The organism is Flavihumibacter sp. (assembly GCF_036676075.1).
Lineage (GTDB): Bacteria > Bacteroidota > Bacteroidia > Chitinophagales > Chitinophagaceae > Flavihumibacter.
In genome coordinates this window covers 234,285-253,919 of record NZ_JAKFDQ010000010.1, presented here as the reverse complement: position 1 = coordinate 253,919, position 19,635 = coordinate 234,285, and the positions used below count along the sequence as shown (strand labels likewise).

The following is a 19,635-nucleotide window of genomic DNA, read 5'->3' as shown; positions in this document are numbered from 1 at the left end:
ATTTTATTATGAAAGTTAGACCCATTGAAGCAAACGTCTCTATAGCCTCTCATCATAGTTGTTTATTGGGCGAAGGTCCTGTATGGAATGCAACCCTTAGCCAAATCATATGGGTCGATATTGTACAGGGGGAGATTCATGAATTATCCGTGAAAACCGGATCCATGAAAACCATTCCGGTTAGCCAGATGATAGGGTCATTGGCAATTTGCAAGAACGGAAATTATATCGCCGCTTTAAAAAAAGGACTCGCATTTGTTGACAGGGGAAATGGCGAGGTAAAAATGATTGAAGATCCGCTTAATCTAAAGGAGGAAATTCGTTTTAATGATGGAAAATGTGACCCCGCTGGCAGATTTTGGGCTGGTACAATGTCTATGACAGATACAAAGGAAATTGGAGAAGTTTATATGTTGGATAAAGATCTTCACCCAAAACTAAAAATATCAAAAACTACTATTTCAAATGGAATGGCCTGGAGCAGGGAAAAGGACCGTTTTTATTTTATTGATACACCTACAATGACCGTTACTGCTTATGATTATAATAATTCGAATGGTGACATTTCAAACCCAAAAATTGTGATCAGGGTGCCTAAGGAAGATGGGTCTCCCGATGGCATGACAATCGATAACGAAGGCATGTTGTGGATTGCTCATTGGGATGGCTGGCAGGTAACAAGATGGAATCCATTTACAGGTGAAAAACTCCATCAAATTCCTATGCCAGTGGCCAGGCCAACCTGCTGCACCTTTGGGGGAGATGACCTGACTGACCTTTACATTAGTTCTTCGAAAGAGGGCCTCTCTGATGATGAATTAAAGCAACAGCCAGACGCTGGTAAACTGTTTGTAGCCCGTAATTGTGGTTATACGGGTATGCCTACAGTTGAATTTGTGCAGTAATAGAAAGTTGATTAATCATAGCGCAGAAAGACTTCCTCCCTTAGCAAATATCCGATCTATTTTTTTTTCAGTTGCGGCATCGGTCTCAACAGCTGGTGCATGATGTGGTTTTATCCGGGCATCAATTACAATAGGGCCATTACAACCCCAATGCTTATGAGAGATAAAACTATCTATACCATGTATATCGTGTGACGGATTACATCTTGTAAAACTGACCCATAAAAAATTTCGAAGACTTGCAGCAGTGAAACCCGCATCGTCGCACCATATGATTAAAGGCAGGTCCCGGAGATTGTCTAACCTGTTTTTCAGCTGCTCATCCATTTTCTGAATAGTATTATGTGCATCATGCTCCGTGCTATATCCTGACGTTTGAATTGCGACTATACCTGGCATTACCCATTTTACATCCGTAATTCCTGTAAGGTCCTTAATAACTTGCGGAACCTCAGAACATAAGCTCCTTATTTCTTCACCATAAGCTGCAAAAACAACTTTACTGCCGGTATTGAGCCCTGTACCCGAATAATCAAGCGTATCAATTGTAGTATTAGTATAGAAATGAATATCACGGTTTGGCATGATCCTCTTAAGTACAAACTGCAAGTAGTCTTCAACGTTATGGGTGGTTAACCTGTTGCTATCATCAGCTGTTATAAATAGGAATTTAGCAAGACTTAGCTGACCTGTTCCCAGAACGTGATTAGCTATAGTCAACAATTCTGCAGGTTGCTTTGTAGGTGTATAAGGGGTGTATCTCTCGCTCCCAATTGCCAGTAACAGGGGATGAACACCCGCAGCATCTACAGCATGCACTTCTTTTAATCCCGGCACCTCCTGGGGTATTGCGGCACCAGTCATCTCATGAATGAGCTGCCCGAAGCTCGTGTCTTCCTGGGGCGGCCGGCCTACAACAGTAAATGGCCAGATGGCATTTTTTCGTGCGTATACTTTATGTACACGCATGACAGGAAATTGATGTGTCAGACTATAATACCCAAGATGATCGCCAAAGGGTCCTTCCGGCTTGTTTTCACCTGGATAAACTTCACCGGTGATAACAAAATCGGCATCAGTGCTAATACAAAATCCATCTTCATAGCTGTATCGGAACCTACGTCCACCAAGCACTCCGGCGAATGTCATTTCGCTAATGCCTTCTGGTAATGGCATAACTGCAGAAACAGTGTGGGAGGGAGGTCCGCCGGCAAAGATGCTAACCTTCAGCGGCTGCCCCTTGCTGTTAGCCTTTGTTTGATGAATGCCAATACCACGATGCAGTTGGTAATGCAGCCCAACTTCTTTATCAGGTATATATTCATTACCAGAGAGCTGGATCCTGTACATTCCAAGATTAGCATGCATTATACCTGGCTTGTCAATATCTTCGGTATAAACCTGGGGCAGGGTAACAAAAGCGCCGCCATCCATTGGCCAGTGCTGTATTTGCGGAATATCCGAAACCCGGATCTCCTGCTGTAAAACTGGCTTGTTGCCAGGATTTTTCATCGGCAAAGCTTTAATGGCAGCAAATGCGGCGCCAGCATTTCCAAATGGATTCTTTAGCGCTTTCACCGGGTCATTTTTCAACGCAATGATCTGCTGTACCGAGCGAAGGGTTTCCCTAAAAATGAACCTGCTCCTGTTAAGCGTGCCAAATATATTTGACGCTGCCCGAAAACGGCTTCCTTTTACATTTTCAAAAAGCAATGCTGGCCCCTGTTGCTCGTATACCCTTAAATGTATGGCCGCCATTTCCAGATAGGGGTCTACTTCTTCTTTTATTCGTACCAGCTGTCCGTTTTTTTCCAGATCTAGCAGGCATTCTTCCATTGATTGATAAGCCATATGCAAAAGTAATAGGTGAAAAAAGAAAAACACCGGCAAGCTTGCCAGTGTTTTTAATTCCTCAATATATTTTGTATGTTTTCCTGAACTATTTCACTTTTGCCCAGTTTTCACCGCTTTTGATACGATACATGGTCATTTCACTCACCCCATATTTTTCAGCAAGTTGTCGAATAGTTAGTGTTCGTTTTTTACTACTTAAGGTCTTCTTAATAGACCGTACCTGTGTTGCATTTAGTTTTAACCCAGTTGACCGGTTAGCCTGGATTTTTTTGTAGGCAACTTTTGCAGGACTGCTCTGCTGGTGCTCAATCATTTCTTCAAGGGTAGCCCACTTGAGATTCTTCACGGAGTTATCTGTCTTGTTGTGATTGATGTGAATCACATAGCGATGCTTGTTAGAAGGTTTTTTGAGGAACAAGCGCGCAATCTCCCGGTGAATATACAATGTACCGTTATTTCCCGGTCGGTGTAAATTAAGCGTCTTGTATCCGGTGGTGAGAGAACCGTTAAGCAACTTGCCATCCTCATTGACAGATTCCGTGAAACTGGCAACACGGCCACTTGATGACAATGCATACTGTTTGCGAAGATGTTTCCATCCCGGAAACTGAAGTGGCTTCCATACTTCGCCTGATAATGATTTGATCATCGTACCCTTTTTTCTAAAGTTACGAAAAGATATGCCACAAAACTATTATGCGTTTAATCCTTCCCGATCAATTTTAAAAATTCTTCCTCTGATATTATATGGATCTGGGAAATCTTTTTGGCTTTCTCAAGTTTTGAGCCAGCATCTTCACCAACAACCAGGTAGTTTAACTTGCTACTAACCCCACTCAGAAGCTTTCCCCCCTGCTCTTCAACCATTACTTCGGCATCGCTGCGCTTCAATCGGTTAAGGGTACCCGTGAACAGAAATGTCTGCCCAGCCAATGCACCTCCGGTAAAACTTTGTTTTTTGCCTGATTGCAGGTTTAGCCCCAGTTTTTCCAATTCTCCCAACATTTGAAGATTGGCGGGGTTGCGAAAAAATTGGCAAATGCTGGCAGCAACCTTAACGCCCACATCTTCCACGTTCTGCAATTCCTCCGTGCTCAACTTGCTAAGATCCATTAGGTGATCAATGGATTGGGCTAATGTTTTAGCTGTCGTTTCTCCCACATACCTGATGCCCAAGGCAAAAATCAAACGGTACAGGGGCTGCTGCTTCGATTTCTCAATGGCAGAAGCCAGGTTTGTGATCGATTTTTCGCCAAATCCCTCCATGCCCCTAAGCCTATCCAGTGGTAATGAATAAATGGATGGGATATCAGTCAGGAAGCCCATTTCATAAAACTTGCGGACATTGGCTTCACCAAAACTCCTGATATCCATCGCATCCTTTGAAACAAAATGAATAATTCGCTCAACAACCTGGGCTGGACAGTCAATATTTATACAACGCCAAACGGCCTCCCCCTCTTCCTTGAAAAGTTGGGCCTGGCATTGGGGGCATCTCTGAGGAAATTTTATCGGTTGCTCATCTCCGTTTCTAAGCTCAGGGAGTGATTTTACGATATAAGGGATAACGTCCCCGGCGCGTTCTACGAGCACCATGTCACCAAGCCGAAGATCTTTATCCTTTATCACATCTTCATTGAACAGTGAGATGGATCCTACCATGACACCTCCAATGTGAACTGGGTCAATTTTTGCCACCGGAGTTATGGCTCCTGTACGGCCAACCTGGAACTCAACTGCTCTGAGATGGCTTGTAGCTTGTCGTGCCTTAAATTTAAATGCAATGGCCCAGCGGGGGTGGTGGGTGGTCATGCCCAGTTTTTCCTGGAGCGCTACTTCATTCACTTTAACCACCATCCCATCTATTTCATAAGGAAGATCATCTCTCCCGGCCTCAAATTCACGACAATATTCTATCACATCCTGGATACCATTGAATACACGTTTTTCATTTTCCGGACTCCTAAAACCGAGATCCCATAACATCTTGAGACTACCTGAATGTGTAAGCAAAGCAGAATTCGGCTCGCCATTATCAATATGGTAACTGATATGGTAAAGAAATGCTTCCAGATTGCGGCGACGCACTTCTGCAGGATCCTTAATTCTCAACGAACCAGAAGCTGCATTCCGGGGATTTGCTAATGGTGGGAGATTTTGCTCTGCAAGTTTATCATTAAATTTTTTGAAGTTTTTCTTTGTTAGGAGTACTTCTCCCCTGATCTCAATTTGCTGTATGCCATAGGCTGAGAATTTTGCGGAAAGCGGCACAGAACGGATCTGCCGGATATTTATAGTGATATCGTCACCCTGAACGCCATCCCCCCGGGTTGCCGCCCTTACAAGCAGATCGTCTTCATATATAAGAGATATGCTGGCCCCATCAAATTTTGGCTCCACACTGTATTCAACAGAGTTATGCTTAGACCCCTCCCGTACGCGGCGATCCCAATCGAGCAGGTCATCCGCATTATAGGAATTTTCAAGTGAAAGCATTGGGACCAGGTGCGAAACGGTCGGGAATGTTGCAGTTAAACCACTCGCTACCCGCTGGGTTGGAGAGTCGGCGGTTATTAGATCGGGGTTGCTGGCTTCAAGTTTTTCTAATGCTTTATAAAACTGGTCGTATTCGAAATCCGCTAAAATGGGGGAATCCAACACATAGTAACGGTATTCGTGAAAACGGAGTATTTCTCTCAAATCCTCGATCTCTATAACAGGAATTTCCGGTAGTAAATGCTTCAATTCATTTGTTAGCGCTAATAATTTTTTTACCTCTTGCTCCTTATACATAATCTAAGTACCTATTAAGGGCAAAGATTAAAAACTTCCACAAAATTTGGTCAGAATATTCAAATGTGTATTTTTAACACATTATTACGATGCTTGCCATGAGAAAATTTCTATTGCCCCTATTCCTGCTACTGCTATGTGGATCCCTCAATGCTCAATTGGTTTCAGTTAGCCCAACCTTCCCTAAAGACGGAGATGCAGTAACTATTGTTTTTGATGCCTCAAAAGGCAATAAAGGACTCAACAATTATGTGGGTGATATATATATTCACACCGGGGTGATCACTGATAAAAGTACTGGCCCGGGCGATTGGAAATATGTGAATATGACCTGGAATACCAATACGCCTGCATACAAGATGACGGCACTGGGTAATAATAAATATGAATACAAGATCAGCAATATCCGCTCATTTTATGGTGTTCCGGCAGGGGAAGAGATTCGTAAAATGGCATTTGTTTTCAGAGACTATAATCCAGGAGGGAGTGTACGGGAAGGAAAAACCTCAGACTTAAGTGTAGATCAGGGTAATATGTACTGGGATGTTTATCCGGGCAATACCCATACAATACGATTCACAGAACCCGAATCAGAGCCAAGGTATATACCATATCTGCTGCCGCTTAGCGCCTCGGTAGGATCTGTCATTAACCTTAAAGCAGTAAGTAGCAAAAATGCTTCCCTTCTTTTGAAACTAAATGGCAACAATATTCAGACAGCCTCAAATGCTAGCACTATTTCGGGTATGGCTACCATAACAACCACCGGTGAAAATATATTTATTGCTACTGCAAATGATGGTATCACCACCGTTGGCGATACTTTCCGGATTTATGTAGCCCCTCCTGTAAATGTTTCACCTTTACCTGCGGGTCTGAAAGAAGGGATTAATTACGAAGCTGGTGACCAGGCTGCAACCCTGGTGCTGTATGCTCCAGGAAAATCAAGAGTTAACCTGATAGGGGACTTTAATAACTGGACAGAAACCAGTGCATACCAGATGAATAAAACAGCTGATGGCAAGTTTTTTTGGTTGCGTATATCCGGACTTACACCGGGAATTGAATACGGCTACCAATACCTTGTTGATGGCACTCTTCGGATTGGTGATCCTTATTGTGAAAAGGTACTGGATCCATGGAATGATCCATTCATAGAACCTACAACTTATCCAAATCTGAAGGCCTACCCAACTGGTAAAACATCAGGAATAGTAAGTGTTCTGCAAACAAAACAGGATTCTTATACCTGGCAGGCTACCGGATACCAGCGCCCAGACCAACGCAAGCTTGTTATCTATGAAGTCTTGTTGCGCGATTTCGTGACCAGGCACGACTGGAAGACTCTTAAAGATTCACTCGGTTATTTTAAGAATCTTGGTATTAATGCGTTGCACCTAATGCCATTCAATGAGTTTGAAGGAAACCTGAGCTGGGGCTACAATCCTTCTTATTATTTTGCACCCGATAAATTTTATGGTCCAAAAAATACCTTAAAAGCTTTTATAGACGAATGCCATAAAAACGGTATAGCCGTAATAATGGATATGGTATTAAATCATTCATTCGGGCAATCGCCAATGGTTCAGTTATATTTCGATGGTACCACTGGTCGCCCCGCAGCAAATAATCCATGGTTTAATCCTGTTGCCAGGCATGCTTTTAATGTTGGCTATGATATGAACCATGAAAGTGCTGACAGTAAAAGATTTTTTAGCAACGTTTGTGCATATTGGTTACAGGAATATAAGCTGGATGGTTTCCGTTTCGATCTCTCTAAAGGTTTCACCCAAAAGAATACCTGTGATGCCAATGGAGGCAATTGCGATGTGAATGGCTGGAGTGCCTATGATGCAAGCCGGGTGGCAATCTGGAAAGGATATTATGATACGTTGCAAAAGAAATCTCCAAACTCATATGTAATATTGGAACATCTTGGTGTAAATGATGAAGAGAAAGAACTGGCTTCCTATGGTATGATGTTATGGGGAAATATGAATTACAATTTTACTGAAGCTGCAAAGGGACAGATTAGCAATTCAAATTTCAGGGGTGCATTACATAGCGACCGTGGATGGCAGCACCCGCATCTTATCAGTTATATGGAAAGTCATGATGAAGAGCGCTCAATGGTGAAGGTAAAAAATGAGGGACTCAGCAGTGGCGGCTACAATACAAAGGACCCGGTCACAGCCTTGAAAAGAAACGAGTTGGCAGCCACATTTTTACTTGCAATGCCCGGGCCCAAACTCATCTGGCAATTTGGGGAGTTAGGTTATGATCTGAGTATCAATTACTGCAGCAATGGAACTATTAGCAATAGTTGCCGTACCGACCAGAAGCCTATACGCTGGAATTATTATAGCGAACCCGATCGGGTTAAACTAAGGAATGTTTACCGAAGTATGCTTGAGCTAAGGAAGAATCCATATTTCAGTGATCTTTTTGCCGCTGGATCAACTGCTTACGACCTTGCGCCTGCATTAAAATGGATGCAGGTTACAACAGACAGTTCTAAAATGATGGTAATTGGAAATTTTGGCACTACGCAGGGAAATATTCAGGTAAGCTTCCCACAATCCGGCATATGGTATGACCTGATAACAGGTGAGCCAATCGCTGCAACCGGTTCCGCACAAAATATCCCGCTAGCTGCAGGCGCTTACAGAGTCTATCTCAACAGAAGCCTTGCCGGAACCACGCCAACTCCGGTATTCGATATTGATCGGTCAGCCCTCCTTACTATGCAGGTTCGGCCAAATCCATTAACAACAGCGTCGGTTTTGCACTATGAGATACCCGAATCGGGCTCCGTTCAGATTTCACTGTTTGATATAAGCGGAAAGCTGTTATCTAATAGCAATGTTGGAAATAAATCGAAAGGCAGCTACCAATATCGTTTTGATGCGGGAATTATTGCAGGGTTAAGGAAAGGAGTTTATCTGGTCGAATTGCAGATTAACGATAAAAGAAAATTGTTGAAACTGCTGGTGCAGTAAATTGCCATATATGAAACAAATTTCGCGGTTCAGTCATTTCGGGGAACTAAGTGATAAGGATTATTTCCGTATAGCCTTATCTGTCGATTGCGTCATTTTCGGTTTCGAGGATGGTGAACTTAAAGTACTTGTTATTAAGTGTAATATCAAGGAGTATAAAGGGTTGTGGTCTTTACTTGGTGATCTGGTCCGACCTGATGAGGACCTGGATTCAGCATCCTATCGCATTCTTAAAGAAAGAACAGGCCTGGATGATGTTTATCTTGAACAGGTCCAAACCTTTGGCCAGGTTGGAAGACACCCCGCCGGAAGGGTGATAACTACCGCCTATTTTTCATTAGTGAACATCAAAGATCACCAGTTGAAATTATCAGATAATGAACTGCATTGGCACCCTGTAAATGAGATCGCTGAAATGGCATTTGACCATATGGAGATATTGAAGGGCTGCCTCGAGAGACTACGCGAAAAAGTAATTGATCATCCTGTGGTTTTCAACCTCTTACCGAAAAAGTTTTCTCTGCGTGAACTTCAAAGCCTGTATGAAGCAATTCTCAATATCAAGCTTGACCGTCGCAACTTTAGAAAGAAGTTTTTCATGATGGACTGGTTGGTAGATCTGGAAGAACTTGAGGAAGATGTCCCTCACCGCCCAGGCAAATTGTACAAATTCAACCAGGCTAAGTTTGGACGAAAAACCAAAAAGATATCCTAATAACTTTATACTCTTCCATCCAAATTCATATCAAAATATTTTTCTTAAATAGTTAAGATTAGTTTAAAAAATGCTCTAAGTTTGTGTACTTTTTACACATTTTTAATATGTAAAAAGTACACATAGTCAAAAACACTAACGATTTCTTATTATAAACGCAACAATTATTGATTATGTCCTTGAAACGTCTGCTTAAGATTGCCTTGCCTTTGTTCATTATGACATTGCAGCTAGGCGTTTTCGCACAGGTCAGAACTATCACCGGAAAGGTGGCTGACAAGGATGGTAACGGCATCCCCGGTGCAACAGTTACCATTAAGGGTACACAAAGAGGTGTATCCACCAGTGCAGATGGCACATTCGCCATCAGTATTTCAGATAACAGTGCTGTATTAGTAATCTCTTCCATTGGTTTTGCTCGACAGGAAGTTCCGGTTGGTGAACTTGGAGAGATAACAGTGTCCCTTGCAAACGATAACTCCGCACTCGGCGAAGTGGTAGTTGTGGGTTATGGTACCCAGCGTAAGAAAGATCTTACTGGTGCCGTGACCCTCGTTACAGCAAAAGATTTCCAGAAAGGAAATATCACAACCCCGGAGCAAATGATTGCTGGTAAGGTTGCTGGTGTTCAGATCACCGGAAATGGTGGTGCTCCAGGTGCTGGAAGTACAATCCGCATACGAAGCGGTGCATCCCTTAATGCTACCAATGATCCATTGATCGTAGTGGACGGAGTTCCATTAGATAACTCAGGAATTTCTGGTGCCGCTAATGGTCTTGCCCTGATCAATCCAAATGATATTGAGAGTTTCAACGTATTAAAAGATGCGTCTGCAACTGCAATCTTTGGTTCACGCGCATCCAATGGAGTAATCATCATCACTACCAAAAAGGGAAAGCGTGGTGCACCAACTTTTAATTTCAGCACACAATTATCAGTTGCAAAGATTGCCGATAAGATTGATTTGCTAAGTCCCACGCAGATCCGCGCTATTGTGCAGGAACGTGGAAATGATGACCAGGTTGCCAATCTCGGTAATGCAAATACAGACTGGCAGGACGAGATCTACCGCCAGGCACTTACTACTGATAATAACTTCAGTGCCAGTGGGTCTATAATGGGAATGCCCTATCGTGCATCTTTGGGTTATTTGAACCAACAAGGCGTACTTACAGGCGGTACTCTAAAACGTAATTCTGCTTCTATCAATCTTAGCCCACGCTTCTTTAATGATCACCTTAAAGTTGATCTGAATGTACGTGGCGCAGTCAGCAGAAATGATTTCGCTAATGAAGGCGCAATTGGCGGAGCCATAAACTTTGACCCAACACAACCTGTTAGATCTGGTAAAGCTGAGTTTGGTGGATATTATGAGTGGCTCGATAACGATGACAATCTCATCAACCTTGCAACTCGAAATCCTGTTGGATTACTGAATACTCGTATTGATAAGAGTATCGTGGAAAGGAGCCTGGGTAATATCCAGTTTGATTATAAATTCCATTTCCTTCCCGACTTGCGTGCTAACCTTAATCTGGGTTATGATGTATCACAAGGTGAAGGAACGGTATTTGTTCCCGCTTATGCTGCCCAATCATTCTTCCGTGAAGGTGTTAATAATAACTACCTGCAGAGCAATACAAACAAGTTGATGGACTTTTATCTTAACTACGTTAAGAACATTAAGTCGATTGATAGTCGTATCGACCTTATGGCAGGTTATTCATACCAGGATTTCAAGACAAAGAATTTTGCTTATCCCGACCGAAATGCAGCAAGGGAAATCATACCCAACAGTGAACCGTTGTTCCCTTTTGATATTCCACAATACACCCTCATATCTTTCTTCGGTAGAGCTAACTATGCATTTAAAGGTAAATACCTGGTTACTGCAACTTTGCGTCGCGATGGATCTTCCCGTTTCTCTCCCGATAATCGCTGGGGTATGTTCCCCTCAGTTGCATTTGCCTGGAGGGCAAGTGATGAAGAATTCCTGAAAAATTCAGATGTGGTTTCTGACCTGAAGTTCAGGGTTGGTTATGGTGTTACCGGACAACAGGATATAGGATCAAGATATCCTTATCTTCCAATCTATACACTTAGTACCGATGATGCCCGTTACCAGCTAGGTGATACATACTATAATATGTATCGTCCAAATGCTTACGATCCTAATATCAAATGGGAAGAGACTTCTACTTTTAACGTTGGTGTCGACTTTGGCTTCCTTTCTAACCGCATCAGCGGTAGTGTTGAGTATTTTAAAAAGGAATCAACGGATCTTCTCTCCGAGATTTTCATACCTGCCGGTAGCAACTTCAGCAACAAGCTTACAACAAACGTGGGAAGCCTTGATGTGGAAGGTGTTGAATTTACTTTGAACACCACGCCTGTAAGCTCAAACGATTTTAGCTGGGATATTGGATTCAATGCAACTTACCAGCAGAATGAAATCACCAACCTCAGCCTTTTCAAGAATGACGATGCAGAAGGTAACAGGATAGGAGGAATTGCTGGTGGTACAGGTAATACCGTGCAGATCAACTCAGTTGGATATAATAGAGCTGCGTTCTATCTCTACCAGCAGGTGTATGATGCCAATGGCCGCCCGGTTGAAGGAGCTTATGTTGACCAGAACGGAGATGGATCTATCAACCAGAATGACCTTGTTCGCTCACAGGGAATTGATCCGACATGGTTACTGGGCTTGAGCTCAAATCTTAACTGGAAGAAATGGAGCGCAGGATTTGTTATGCGTGCCAATATCGACAACTACATGTATAATAACGTGTTTTCCGGCACGGGTGCTTACAGGAATATCCTGAATCCTGGTGGCTTTCTATCCAATGGATCCTCAAATGTGCTTGAAACCAATTTCTATAATAACCAGTACCTCTCTGATTATTACCTCGAGAATGCTTCATTCCTTAGAATGGATAACATCAACCTCGGCTATAATTTCGGAAAAGTATTCAACAGCAAGGTTGGATTAAGACTCAATGCGAACGTTCAGAACGTATTTGTTGTTACTAAATACCAGGGTATTGATCCTGAGATTAACGGTGGTATCGATAATAATTTTTATCCCCGTCCCCGGGTATTTACCGTGGGTGCAAACCTTGATTTTTAATTGTTGAATTCAATCAAACTATTCGGATATGAAAAATAATATGTTGAAAATATTCGGGAGCATGCTCCTGGTTGCAGGAACACTTGTTTCCTGTACCAAGGATCTTGACCGCACCCCCACCAATGATGTAACATCTGAGGTAGTATACAGCACTTTTTCTGGTTATAAGCAAGCCGCAGCAAAAGTTTACGGTGCATTTGCCCTCACTGGAAATGATGGCCCTGCAGGTAACCCTGACATTCTGGGATTGGATGAAGGCACTGCTGATTTTACCCGACTCTTCTGGAAAGCCCAGGAGCTGAGCACCGATGAAGCAGTTGTAGGTTGGAATGATGAAGGTATCCGCGACTTCCATAACATGAACTGGACTGCGAATAACCCCATGCTAACAGGATTGTATAACCGTATGGTTTATCAGATCACTGTGGCAAATGAATTCATGCGTGAATCAACTCCTGAAAAGGTTGCAGCCCGTGGAATCTCTGGTGCTGACGCAGAAGAGATCAGCAAATTGCGCGCCGAAGCACGCTTTCTTCGTGCATTCCAGTATTGGGTTGGAATGGATCTTTTCGCAAGACCTCCAAAGATTCTCGATACCGACCAATTTGGTGCCGGAGCACCTGTACAGTGGGAATCACGCGTGGCATTATTCGACTGGATTGAATCAGAGTTAATCGCTCTGCAATCTGAACTGAAAGCGCCAAAAACAAATGAAACAGGAAGGGTTGACCAGGCAGCAGCATGGGCACTTCTCTCACGTATTTATCTGAACGCAGAAATTTACAGAGAAGAAACCACCACCGCTTACTATCCCAAAGTGATTGAATTTTCGAAAAAAGTTATTGATGCGGGATACGGCTTGGAAGATAACTACCGTCAGCTTTTCCTTGCCGACAACCATTTGAATGTAAAAGAGAATATTCTTTCTGTTCGATATGATGGAAACCAAACCAAGAACTACGGAGGTACAACATTTATAGTACATGCATCGATTGGTGATAATATGAGTGCCGCTGCCTTTGGTGTTAATGGCGGATGGTTTGGTATCAGAACTACCAAAAATCTTGTGGAACTTTTTGAAGATAATTCAGGGGAAACAGATCGCAGGGCCCAGTTCTTTGCAAACAACCTTGAGATTAATGATATCAGCAAATTCACAGATGGATACGCTGTTACGAAATTTAAAAATGTAAAGCGTGATGGCTCAGCTGGTTCAGATGCTACTGGTGATTTTGTTGATACTGATTTCCCGCTGTTCCGTGCTGCTGAAATGTATCTCAATTATGCCGAAGCTGCATTAAGGGGCGGTACTCCGGCAGAGCAGGCTCAGGCTTTAATTTATATTAATGATTTACGTGTACGTGCTTACAATGGAAGCGATGATGGTAAGGTTGCTACAATAACAAGGGATTTTATCCTTGACGAAAGGGGCCGTGAGTTGCACTGGGAAGGACTCCGCAGAACTGACCTCATCCGTTTTAATAAATTTACGGATGGCTCATATCTATGGCCATGGAAAGGTGGGGTAAAAGAGGGACGTGCTATGCCAGACCACCTCAGGATTTATCCCATTCCGGTTTCAGATCTTTCTGCAAACCCCAATCTTGAACAAAATACCGGTTACTAATAAAATTGCTGCATATGAAAATAATTATCAATAGAATGCTGATGCTTGTGACGGCGCTTGTTGTACTTGCATCCTGCGAGAAAGATGAGGTGAAAGCCGTTTATAAGATGGGCAATTCACCCGTATTAACAACTTCAAGCAATGCATTGATCCTTGAACAGGATAACGCTGCTAATGATGCGCTTACAATGAACTGGAGCGCTGCTGATTATGGTTATTCTGCTGCACAAACATTCACCCTGCAGATGGCACCCAATGGCAGCGATTTTACTGGCGACATGGCGGAAGTTAACGTGAGGGCGGCCTCTTCAAAAACTTTTACGGTTGGTGAACTGAACCGCGAAATGTTGAAGATTATTCCTTTTGGTCAGGCATCAGAAGTAGATGTACGTATAAAATCCTTTGTAACAGACTCTATTGCTCCAGCTTATTCCAACACAATAACGCTAACAATAACTCCTTACCAGGATATCATTTTGTATAGCTATCCGCAGGCCCTGAACGTTGCAGGTAATTACCAAGATTGGTCACCTGATAAAGCGCCGCAGATCGTATCGCTTTCTAATGATGGTGATTACGAAGGGTATATCAATTTTGATAATGCTACTCCCGAATTCAAAATTGTTAAAGGTGACAATTGGGGAGCCGGGGATTTCGGTGATGCAGGTAGTGGTAAACTAAGCAATGGTGGTAATAACCTTAAACTCACAGAGGGTGCAGGTGTTTATCGCCTTAAAGCTAATACTACAACAATGACCTGGTCAGCAACTAGGATCACAACCTGGGGTGTTATCGGAAGCGCAACAACCAATGGTTGGGATGCATCCACTCCAATGGAATTTGATGAAGCCACCGGATCATGGGTGCTGGTTTCCAACCTTGTTGAGGGTGAATTGAAGTTCCGCGCCAATAATGGTTGGGATATCAATTTCGGCGATAATAAATCTAATCTGGATGGCAAACCTGACTATGGTGGCGATAATATCGCAATCACCTCGGCAGGTAGTTATACCATCCGGCTGAATATTGGTGTAGCTGGTAATTACAGCTACACGATCAAGAAGAATCTCTGATCAGTTGAAAGTAAAAATGCAGCGCCGGGGTGGTTCCCGGCGCTTTTTGGTATCAGACACTTTATGTGATCTTGGGTTGATGCCGAAGTATAAATGATATGATCTCTTCCATAGGGCGGTCAATACGACTGAGGGCGTCATTGATCTCTTCCCGGCTAACCTGTGAGGCAAAAGATGGCGTTTTCAATTTTTTTGTTACCGATTTTACATCCATTCCCTCATATCTGGTGGGTCGGATTAATGCAGCGGCATGTATAAAGCCAGACAATTCATCAAATACATAAATCATCTTTTCCATATTGGTTGATGGCTCTACACCAAAATGAAATGGGCCATGGCAGGCAATCGTACGAATGACAGTTGCATCGATTTTACGGTTTTCAAGCTCTTCAATAATTACACTGCAATGCTTTTCTGGATATTTCTCCCAATCTGCATCATGTAGAAGTCCGGCCAACCACCATTTATGCGCATCTTCCTCACTGAGATGTTCCTCCTCCAAAGCCCATGACTTCATTACACCCGCTACCTGTTTCATATGTAATTGCAGCCTTTCATTGGGTACCCAGTCAGCCAAAACACTCATAGCCTCCTTTTCTGAAAGTATATTACCTGCATTAGCCTGATCACCAAATTCTGTCCTTCCAAGGTTTAAATTCGCCATCCTTTTTATTTTATAGTAAAAATTATTATTGAATATCAATCATTTATGAATGCTTATCAAAAAATACTCATCAAAATAGTTGGAAATGATCTATCCTCTGACCTACCTTTGCGCTCCGAATTATTTCATCATAACTGTTGCGGGGTTGGCCGTGGCAGTCTAAATTAAGTTAAATGAGCAAATTGCATTTCACCACCAAGCATGCGAACGAGGCTACCGTGCAACGTAATTGGTACGTTGTTGATGGTACCAATCAAACCGTAGGTCGTATGTGCGCCAGAATCGCGGCCGTTTTGCGTGGTAAGAACAAAGCGTATTTTACTCCACATGTTGATTGTGGAGATTATGTTATCGTGATTAACGCAGACAAGATCCAGTTCACTGGTAACAAGCTTGAGCAGAAAATGTATGATCATTTCACTGGGTATCCCGGTGGATTGAAGGAAGAAGTTGCAAAAGACCTGCTAAAGCGTCGTCCCGAAGTAATTATTGAGCGTGCCGTAAAAGGAATGCTTCCTAAGAATCGTCTGGGTCGTAAGATGTACAAAAAGTTGTTTGTTTATGTAGATGGTAATCATCCACACACTGCACAGCAACCTAAAGAACTGAAATTCTAATTTAATTTATCCCAAATTCCAAATACATGGAAAAGCAAAAAAATGGTTTAGGTCGTCGTAAGGAGGCTGTGACCCGCGTGTTCCTGAGCAAGGGCGATGGCAAGATCACGGTAAACGATAAAGATTATAAAGTTTACTTCCCGCTTGTTTACCTGCAAAACCAGGTAGAAGCTCCACTGAAAGCTATTGAATCACTCGACAAATTCGATATCGTTATCAATGCTACCGGTGGTGGTGTAAAAGGTCAGGCTGAAGCAGCAAAACTCGGAATTGCACGCGCACTTCTCGAAGTGAACGCTGATTTCCGTCCTGTTCTTAAAGCAGGTGGTTTCCTGACCCGCGATCCTCGTGGTGTTGAACGTAAGAAGCCAGGTAAAAAGAAAGCAAGAAAGAGCTTCCAGTTCAGTAAGAGATAATATTTGTTTGAGGTTTGAGGTTTGGTGTTGGAGTTTAATTCTCTCACTCCGCTTCAAACTTCAAACTTCAAACATCAAATAATTAATAAGACTATAATGGAAACAAATACATCCTTACAGCAGCAACTCCTTGAGGCGGGCGTACATTTCGGTCACCTTAAGAAGAAGTGGAACCCTAAAATGCTGCCTTATATCTTCGCTGAGAAGAAAGGTATCCATATCATTGATCTCAATAAGACCACTGAAAGTCTGCAGGAAGCATCAGCAGCCCTGAAGCAGATCGCAAGAAGCGGAAAAAAGATCATGTTCGTTGGAACCAAGAAGCAAGCGAAAGAAATTGCTACCCAGTGTGCCCAGCGCGTTAACATGCCATATGTTACAGAACGTTGGTTGGGTGGTATGCTCACCAACTTCAATACTGTTCGTAAGAGCGTAAAGAAAATGCAAAGCATTGAGAAAATGCTGGGTGATGGTACTCTTGATAATATCACTAAAAAAGAACGTCTCACGCTAACACGTGATAAAGAGAAGATGGAGAAAGTGCTTGGTGGTATCGCACAATTAGGCCGTGTTCCAGCTGCACTCTTCATCATTGATATCGGTCACGAGCATATCGCGCTGTCTGAAGCAAAGCGTCTCGGAGTAACAACTTTCGGAATGGTGGATACAAACTGTGATCCTAATAAAGTTGATTTCCCTATCCCTGCTAACGATGATGCTACCAAGTCAATTGCTATCATTATCGAGTATATAACTGCAGCTATTGCTGAGGGTCTTGCAGAAAGACAGGAAGCTAAAGACTCTGATGTGGAAGATAGCAGCGATGATACTGAAAAGCGCGCAGCTCGTCTGGAAGCCGAAGCTCAGTCTGAAGCTGGACGTGGTGGTCGTGCCCGTGGTGCTGCAGGTGGCAACGCTCCCAAGCGTCGTGTACCAAACAGCCCTAAGCGCACTGGTGCCCGATAATTTAGGATAGGCTAGATTTCAAAACTCTCAACTTTATATTATGTCTACTGTAACAATAACAGCCGCAGATATCAATAAACTACGCCAGGCAACTGGTGCTGGTATGATGGATTGTCGCAAGGCCCTTACTGAGAACAATGGTGATTTTGAAGCTGCCATCGACTGGCTTCGTAAGAAAGGTGCTAAAGTGGCCGCACTCCGTAGCGATCGTGAAGCAAAAGAAGGTGTTGTACTGGCAAAAACAACTGCCGACAATAAATCCGGTATCGCATTATGCGTTAGCTGCGAAACAGATTTCGTAAGTAAGAATGCAGACTTTGTTGCGTTCGCTCAAAGCATCATGGATGCCGCTATCTCTAATGATGTAAAAAGCGCCGAAGAACTTAACAATATTGCCATCAATGGACAAAAGATCGCTGACCTTGTGAACGATAAACTTGCTTCAATTGGTGAGAAGATCGGTATATCCAAGTTCGAGCGTGTTGATGCTCCTTATGTTGCCTCTTATATTCATGGTGCAAACCGTATGGGTGTATTGGTTGGTCTAAGTAAAGAGGCTGCAGATGCAGGTAAGGATGTGGCCATGCAGATCGCTGCTATGAACCCTGTAGCTGTTGATGCGGATTCTGTTCCGGCTGAAACTGTTGCCCGTGAAAAGGCTATCATTACAGACCAGGTTGCTGCAGATCCTAAAATGGCTGGTAAACCATCTGAAATGATCGAAAAGATCGCTGCCGGTAAGCTTGGTGCCTTCTTTAAGGAAAACACTTTACTTGCCCAGGCTTTCGTAAAAGACAACGGTATCAGCGTTGCCGATTACCTTAAGAGTGCAGGTGGAGTTACTGTAACTGAATTTAAGCGCGTCGCGCTCGGATAATATTTTGCTCCGTCAATCATTTTCTGCAAAAGACCGTCAATATCGACGGTCTTTTTGTTTGCCCTATCTTTATGTAAACCGCGTACCATGAAATACCAATTGATCATAATGGCAATGCTTTTCTCTTTTGCCAGTTTTGGACAGCCTAATCAAAAACCGGAAGATGAAATCAGGGAACAGATAGCTGCAGCAGTCGCATCTCTTCAGGTAAGTCCCGAGGAAATAGCCTCTATCACAAACCGTACTATTACTGAAGGCAAAGATTCAATCAACATACGCATCTATTCGCCTGCATCCACTGGAAATTTTCCAATAGTTTATTATGTTCACGGTGGAGTGTGGGTGGCAGGTGATCTTAATACTCATGATAATATTTGCCGGGCAATTAGCAAACACTTGCAGGCAGTGGTTGTTGCAGTAGATTACAGGCGCCCCCCCGAGTATAAATTCCCCACTGCATTCACAGACACTTATACCATCTTCAAATGGGTAGCTGCGCATGCTAAAGAGTTAAATGGTAATGGCACAATTTTCGTAGCGGGTGATAGTGCCGGCGGACAACTTGTGGCCTCTTTATGCCAGGCGAACCAATCAGAGTCAAGAAAAATTCCTATTGCCGCCCAGATACTTATCAATCCCGCAACAGACCTCCGCAATAGTTCAACCTCCTATAAACTTTACGGTGATATTATCGACTGGTATCTGAAAGAGGGAGATAATAAAAATGATTTTCGGATATCTCCTTTGGTGGGCGATAATATTTCAGGATTACCTCCCGCCATTATTATTGTTGGAGAACATGATGAGCTTCGTAGCGAAGGCGAGGCCTATCACCAAAGACTTCAGTCGAGAAATATAAAATCATTCCTTTTCGTACATCCGAGTGCCGGTCACCTGGCAGCATACTGGTGTGCCGCACATGAGGTGGCGATGCCCGCGCTTGCATTTATTATCGATACAGTGAGGGAAAATTTTGTAAAAAAATAGGCTAGGCTGAT

General features: G+C 43.1%; 15 protein-coding genes. 11 read left to right on the top strand and 4 right to left on the bottom strand.

The annotated features are described in order from the left end of the window. Positions 1 to 8 precede the first annotated feature (8 nt). A complete protein-coding gene (locus V6M43_RS12680) occupies positions 9 to 905 on the top strand; it encodes an SMP-30/gluconolactonase/LRE family protein (RefSeq protein ID WP_332735792.1) in 897 nt (298 codons plus the stop codon). A gap of 15 nt (positions 906 to 920) precedes the next feature. Here V6M43_RS12680 and V6M43_RS12675 read toward each other — a convergent pair whose 3' ends face one another. The 3 genes from V6M43_RS12675 to ligA form a co-directional block, all read right to left on the bottom strand. Then, entirely contained in the window at positions 921 to 2,756 is a 1,836-nt protein-coding gene (locus V6M43_RS12675; RefSeq protein ID WP_332735790.1) for a UbiD family decarboxylase, read from the bottom strand. Between the two features lie 88 nt (positions 2,757 to 2,844). Beyond that, entirely contained in the window at positions 2,845 to 3,408 is a 564-nt protein-coding gene (locus V6M43_RS12670) for an NUMOD4 domain-containing protein (protein ID WP_039130813.1), read from the bottom strand. A gap of 53 nt (positions 3,409 to 3,461) precedes the next feature. Next, positions 3,462 to 5,504, bottom strand: coding sequence for an NAD-dependent DNA ligase LigA (gene ligA / locus V6M43_RS12665; protein ID WP_332735788.1), 2,043 nt, complete (start codon positions 5,502 to 5,504; stop codon positions 3,462 to 3,464). Positions 5,505 to 5,650: 146 nt separating this feature from the next. Here ligA and V6M43_RS12660 point away from each other — a divergent pair, with 146 nt between their 5' ends. From V6M43_RS12660 to V6M43_RS12640, 5 genes are all read left to right on the top strand, one after another. Further along, the gene (locus V6M43_RS12660) at positions 5,651 to 8,551 is read left to right on the top strand and encodes a DUF4961 domain-containing protein (protein WP_332735786.1); all 2,901 of its coding nucleotides are present in this window, start codon (positions 5,651 to 5,653) and stop codon (positions 8,549 to 8,551) included. Positions 8,552 to 8,561: 10 nt separating this feature from the next. Beyond that, positions 8,562 to 9,266 (top strand): NUDIX hydrolase, encoded by a 705-nt coding sequence (locus V6M43_RS12655; RefSeq protein WP_332735784.1) that lies wholly within the window; start codon positions 8,562 to 8,564, stop codon positions 9,264 to 9,266. A 173-nt stretch (positions 9,267 to 9,439) separates the two neighbouring features. After that, positions 9,440 to 12,397 carry a SusC/RagA family TonB-linked outer membrane protein gene (locus tag V6M43_RS12650; protein WP_332735782.1) on the top strand — a complete coding sequence of 986 codons (2,958 nt, stop codon included), beginning with the start codon at positions 9,440 to 9,442 and terminating at the stop codon, positions 12,395 to 12,397. 28 nt (positions 12,398 to 12,425) lie between these two features. Further along, positions 12,426 to 14,024 (top strand): RagB/SusD family nutrient uptake outer membrane protein, encoded by a 1,599-nt coding sequence (locus tag V6M43_RS12645; RefSeq protein WP_332735780.1) that lies wholly within the window; start codon positions 12,426 to 12,428, stop codon positions 14,022 to 14,024. Between the two features lie 14 nt (positions 14,025 to 14,038). Beyond that, entirely contained in the window at positions 14,039 to 15,097 is a 1,059-nt protein-coding gene (locus V6M43_RS12640; RefSeq protein ID WP_332735778.1) for a SusE domain-containing protein, read from the top strand. A 61-nt stretch (positions 15,098 to 15,158) separates the two neighbouring features. On the opposite strand, the gene V6M43_RS12635 is transcribed toward V6M43_RS12640, so the two are convergent. Further along, positions 15,159 to 15,761: an HD domain-containing protein gene (locus V6M43_RS12635; RefSeq protein ID WP_332735776.1), complete on the bottom strand. Its 603-nt coding sequence runs from the start codon at positions 15,759 to 15,761 to the stop codon at positions 15,159 to 15,161. Between the two features lie 173 nt (positions 15,762 to 15,934). Here V6M43_RS12635 and rplM point away from each other — a divergent pair, with 173 nt between their 5' ends. The 5 genes from rplM to V6M43_RS12610 all read left to right on the top strand — a co-directional run bounded on the left by rplM (position 15,935) and on the right by V6M43_RS12610 (position 19,624). Next, entirely contained in the window at positions 15,935 to 16,378 is a 444-nt protein-coding gene (gene rplM, locus V6M43_RS12630; RefSeq protein ID WP_039130829.1) for a 50S ribosomal protein L13, read from the top strand. A 26-nt stretch (positions 16,379 to 16,404) separates the two neighbouring features. Next, positions 16,405 to 16,794, top strand: a complete 390-nt coding sequence (gene rpsI, locus V6M43_RS12625; protein WP_332735774.1) for a 30S ribosomal protein S9 — start codon at positions 16,405 to 16,407, stop codon at positions 16,792 to 16,794. Positions 16,795 to 16,890: 96 nt separating this feature from the next. Beyond that, positions 16,891 to 17,760: a 30S ribosomal protein S2 gene (gene rpsB, locus V6M43_RS12620; RefSeq protein ID WP_039130834.1), complete on the top strand. Its 870-nt coding sequence runs from the start codon at positions 16,891 to 16,893 to the stop codon at positions 17,758 to 17,760. 40 nt (positions 17,761 to 17,800) lie between these two features. After that, a complete protein-coding gene (tsf, locus tag V6M43_RS12615) occupies positions 17,801 to 18,637 on the top strand; it encodes a translation elongation factor Ts (protein ID WP_332735771.1) in 837 nt (278 codons plus the stop codon). An 87-nt stretch (positions 18,638 to 18,724) separates the two neighbouring features. Further along, on the top strand, positions 18,725 to 19,624 hold the full coding sequence (locus tag V6M43_RS12610; RefSeq protein WP_332735769.1) for an alpha/beta hydrolase: 900 nt from the start codon (positions 18,725 to 18,727) through the stop codon (positions 19,622 to 19,624). Positions 19,625 to 19,635: the final 11 nt, after the last annotated feature.

Coding starts and splice junctions, on each gene's coding strand:
- rplM (WP_039130829.1), top strand. CDS start 15,935: ATGAGCAAATTGCATTTCACCACCAAGCATGCGAACGAGGCTACCGTG.
- V6M43_RS12635 (WP_332735776.1), bottom strand. CDS start 15,761: ATGGCGAATTTAAACCTTGGAAGGACAGAATTTGGTGATCAGGCTAAT.
- V6M43_RS12680 (WP_332735792.1), top strand. CDS start 9: ATGAAAGTTAGACCCATTGAAGCAAACGTCTCTATAGCCTCTCATCAT.
- tsf (WP_332735771.1), top strand. CDS start 17,801: ATGTCTACTGTAACAATAACAGCCGCAGATATCAATAAACTACGCCAG.
- V6M43_RS12655 (WP_332735784.1), top strand. CDS start 8,562: ATGAAACAAATTTCGCGGTTCAGTCATTTCGGGGAACTAAGTGATAAG.
- V6M43_RS12675 (WP_332735790.1), bottom strand. CDS start 2,756: ATGGCTTATCAATCAATGGAAGAATGCCTGCTAGATCTGGAAAAAAAC.
- rpsI (WP_332735774.1), top strand. CDS start 16,405: ATGGAAAAGCAAAAAAATGGTTTAGGTCGTCGTAAGGAGGCTGTGACC.
- V6M43_RS12660 (WP_332735786.1), top strand. CDS start 5,651: ATGAGAAAATTTCTATTGCCCCTATTCCTGCTACTGCTATGTGGATCC.
- V6M43_RS12640 (WP_332735778.1), top strand. CDS start 14,039: ATGAAAATAATTATCAATAGAATGCTGATGCTTGTGACGGCGCTTGTT.
- rpsB (WP_039130834.1), top strand. CDS start 16,891: ATGGAAACAAATACATCCTTACAGCAGCAACTCCTTGAGGCGGGCGTA.
- V6M43_RS12645 (WP_332735780.1), top strand. CDS start 12,426: ATGAAAAATAATATGTTGAAAATATTCGGGAGCATGCTCCTGGTTGCA.
- V6M43_RS12650 (WP_332735782.1), top strand. CDS start 9,440: ATGTCCTTGAAACGTCTGCTTAAGATTGCCTTGCCTTTGTTCATTATG.
- V6M43_RS12610 (WP_332735769.1), top strand. CDS start 18,725: ATGAAATACCAATTGATCATAATGGCAATGCTTTTCTCTTTTGCCAGT.
- V6M43_RS12670 (WP_039130813.1), bottom strand. CDS start 3,408: ATGATCAAATCATTATCAGGCGAAGTATGGAAGCCACTTCAGTTTCCG.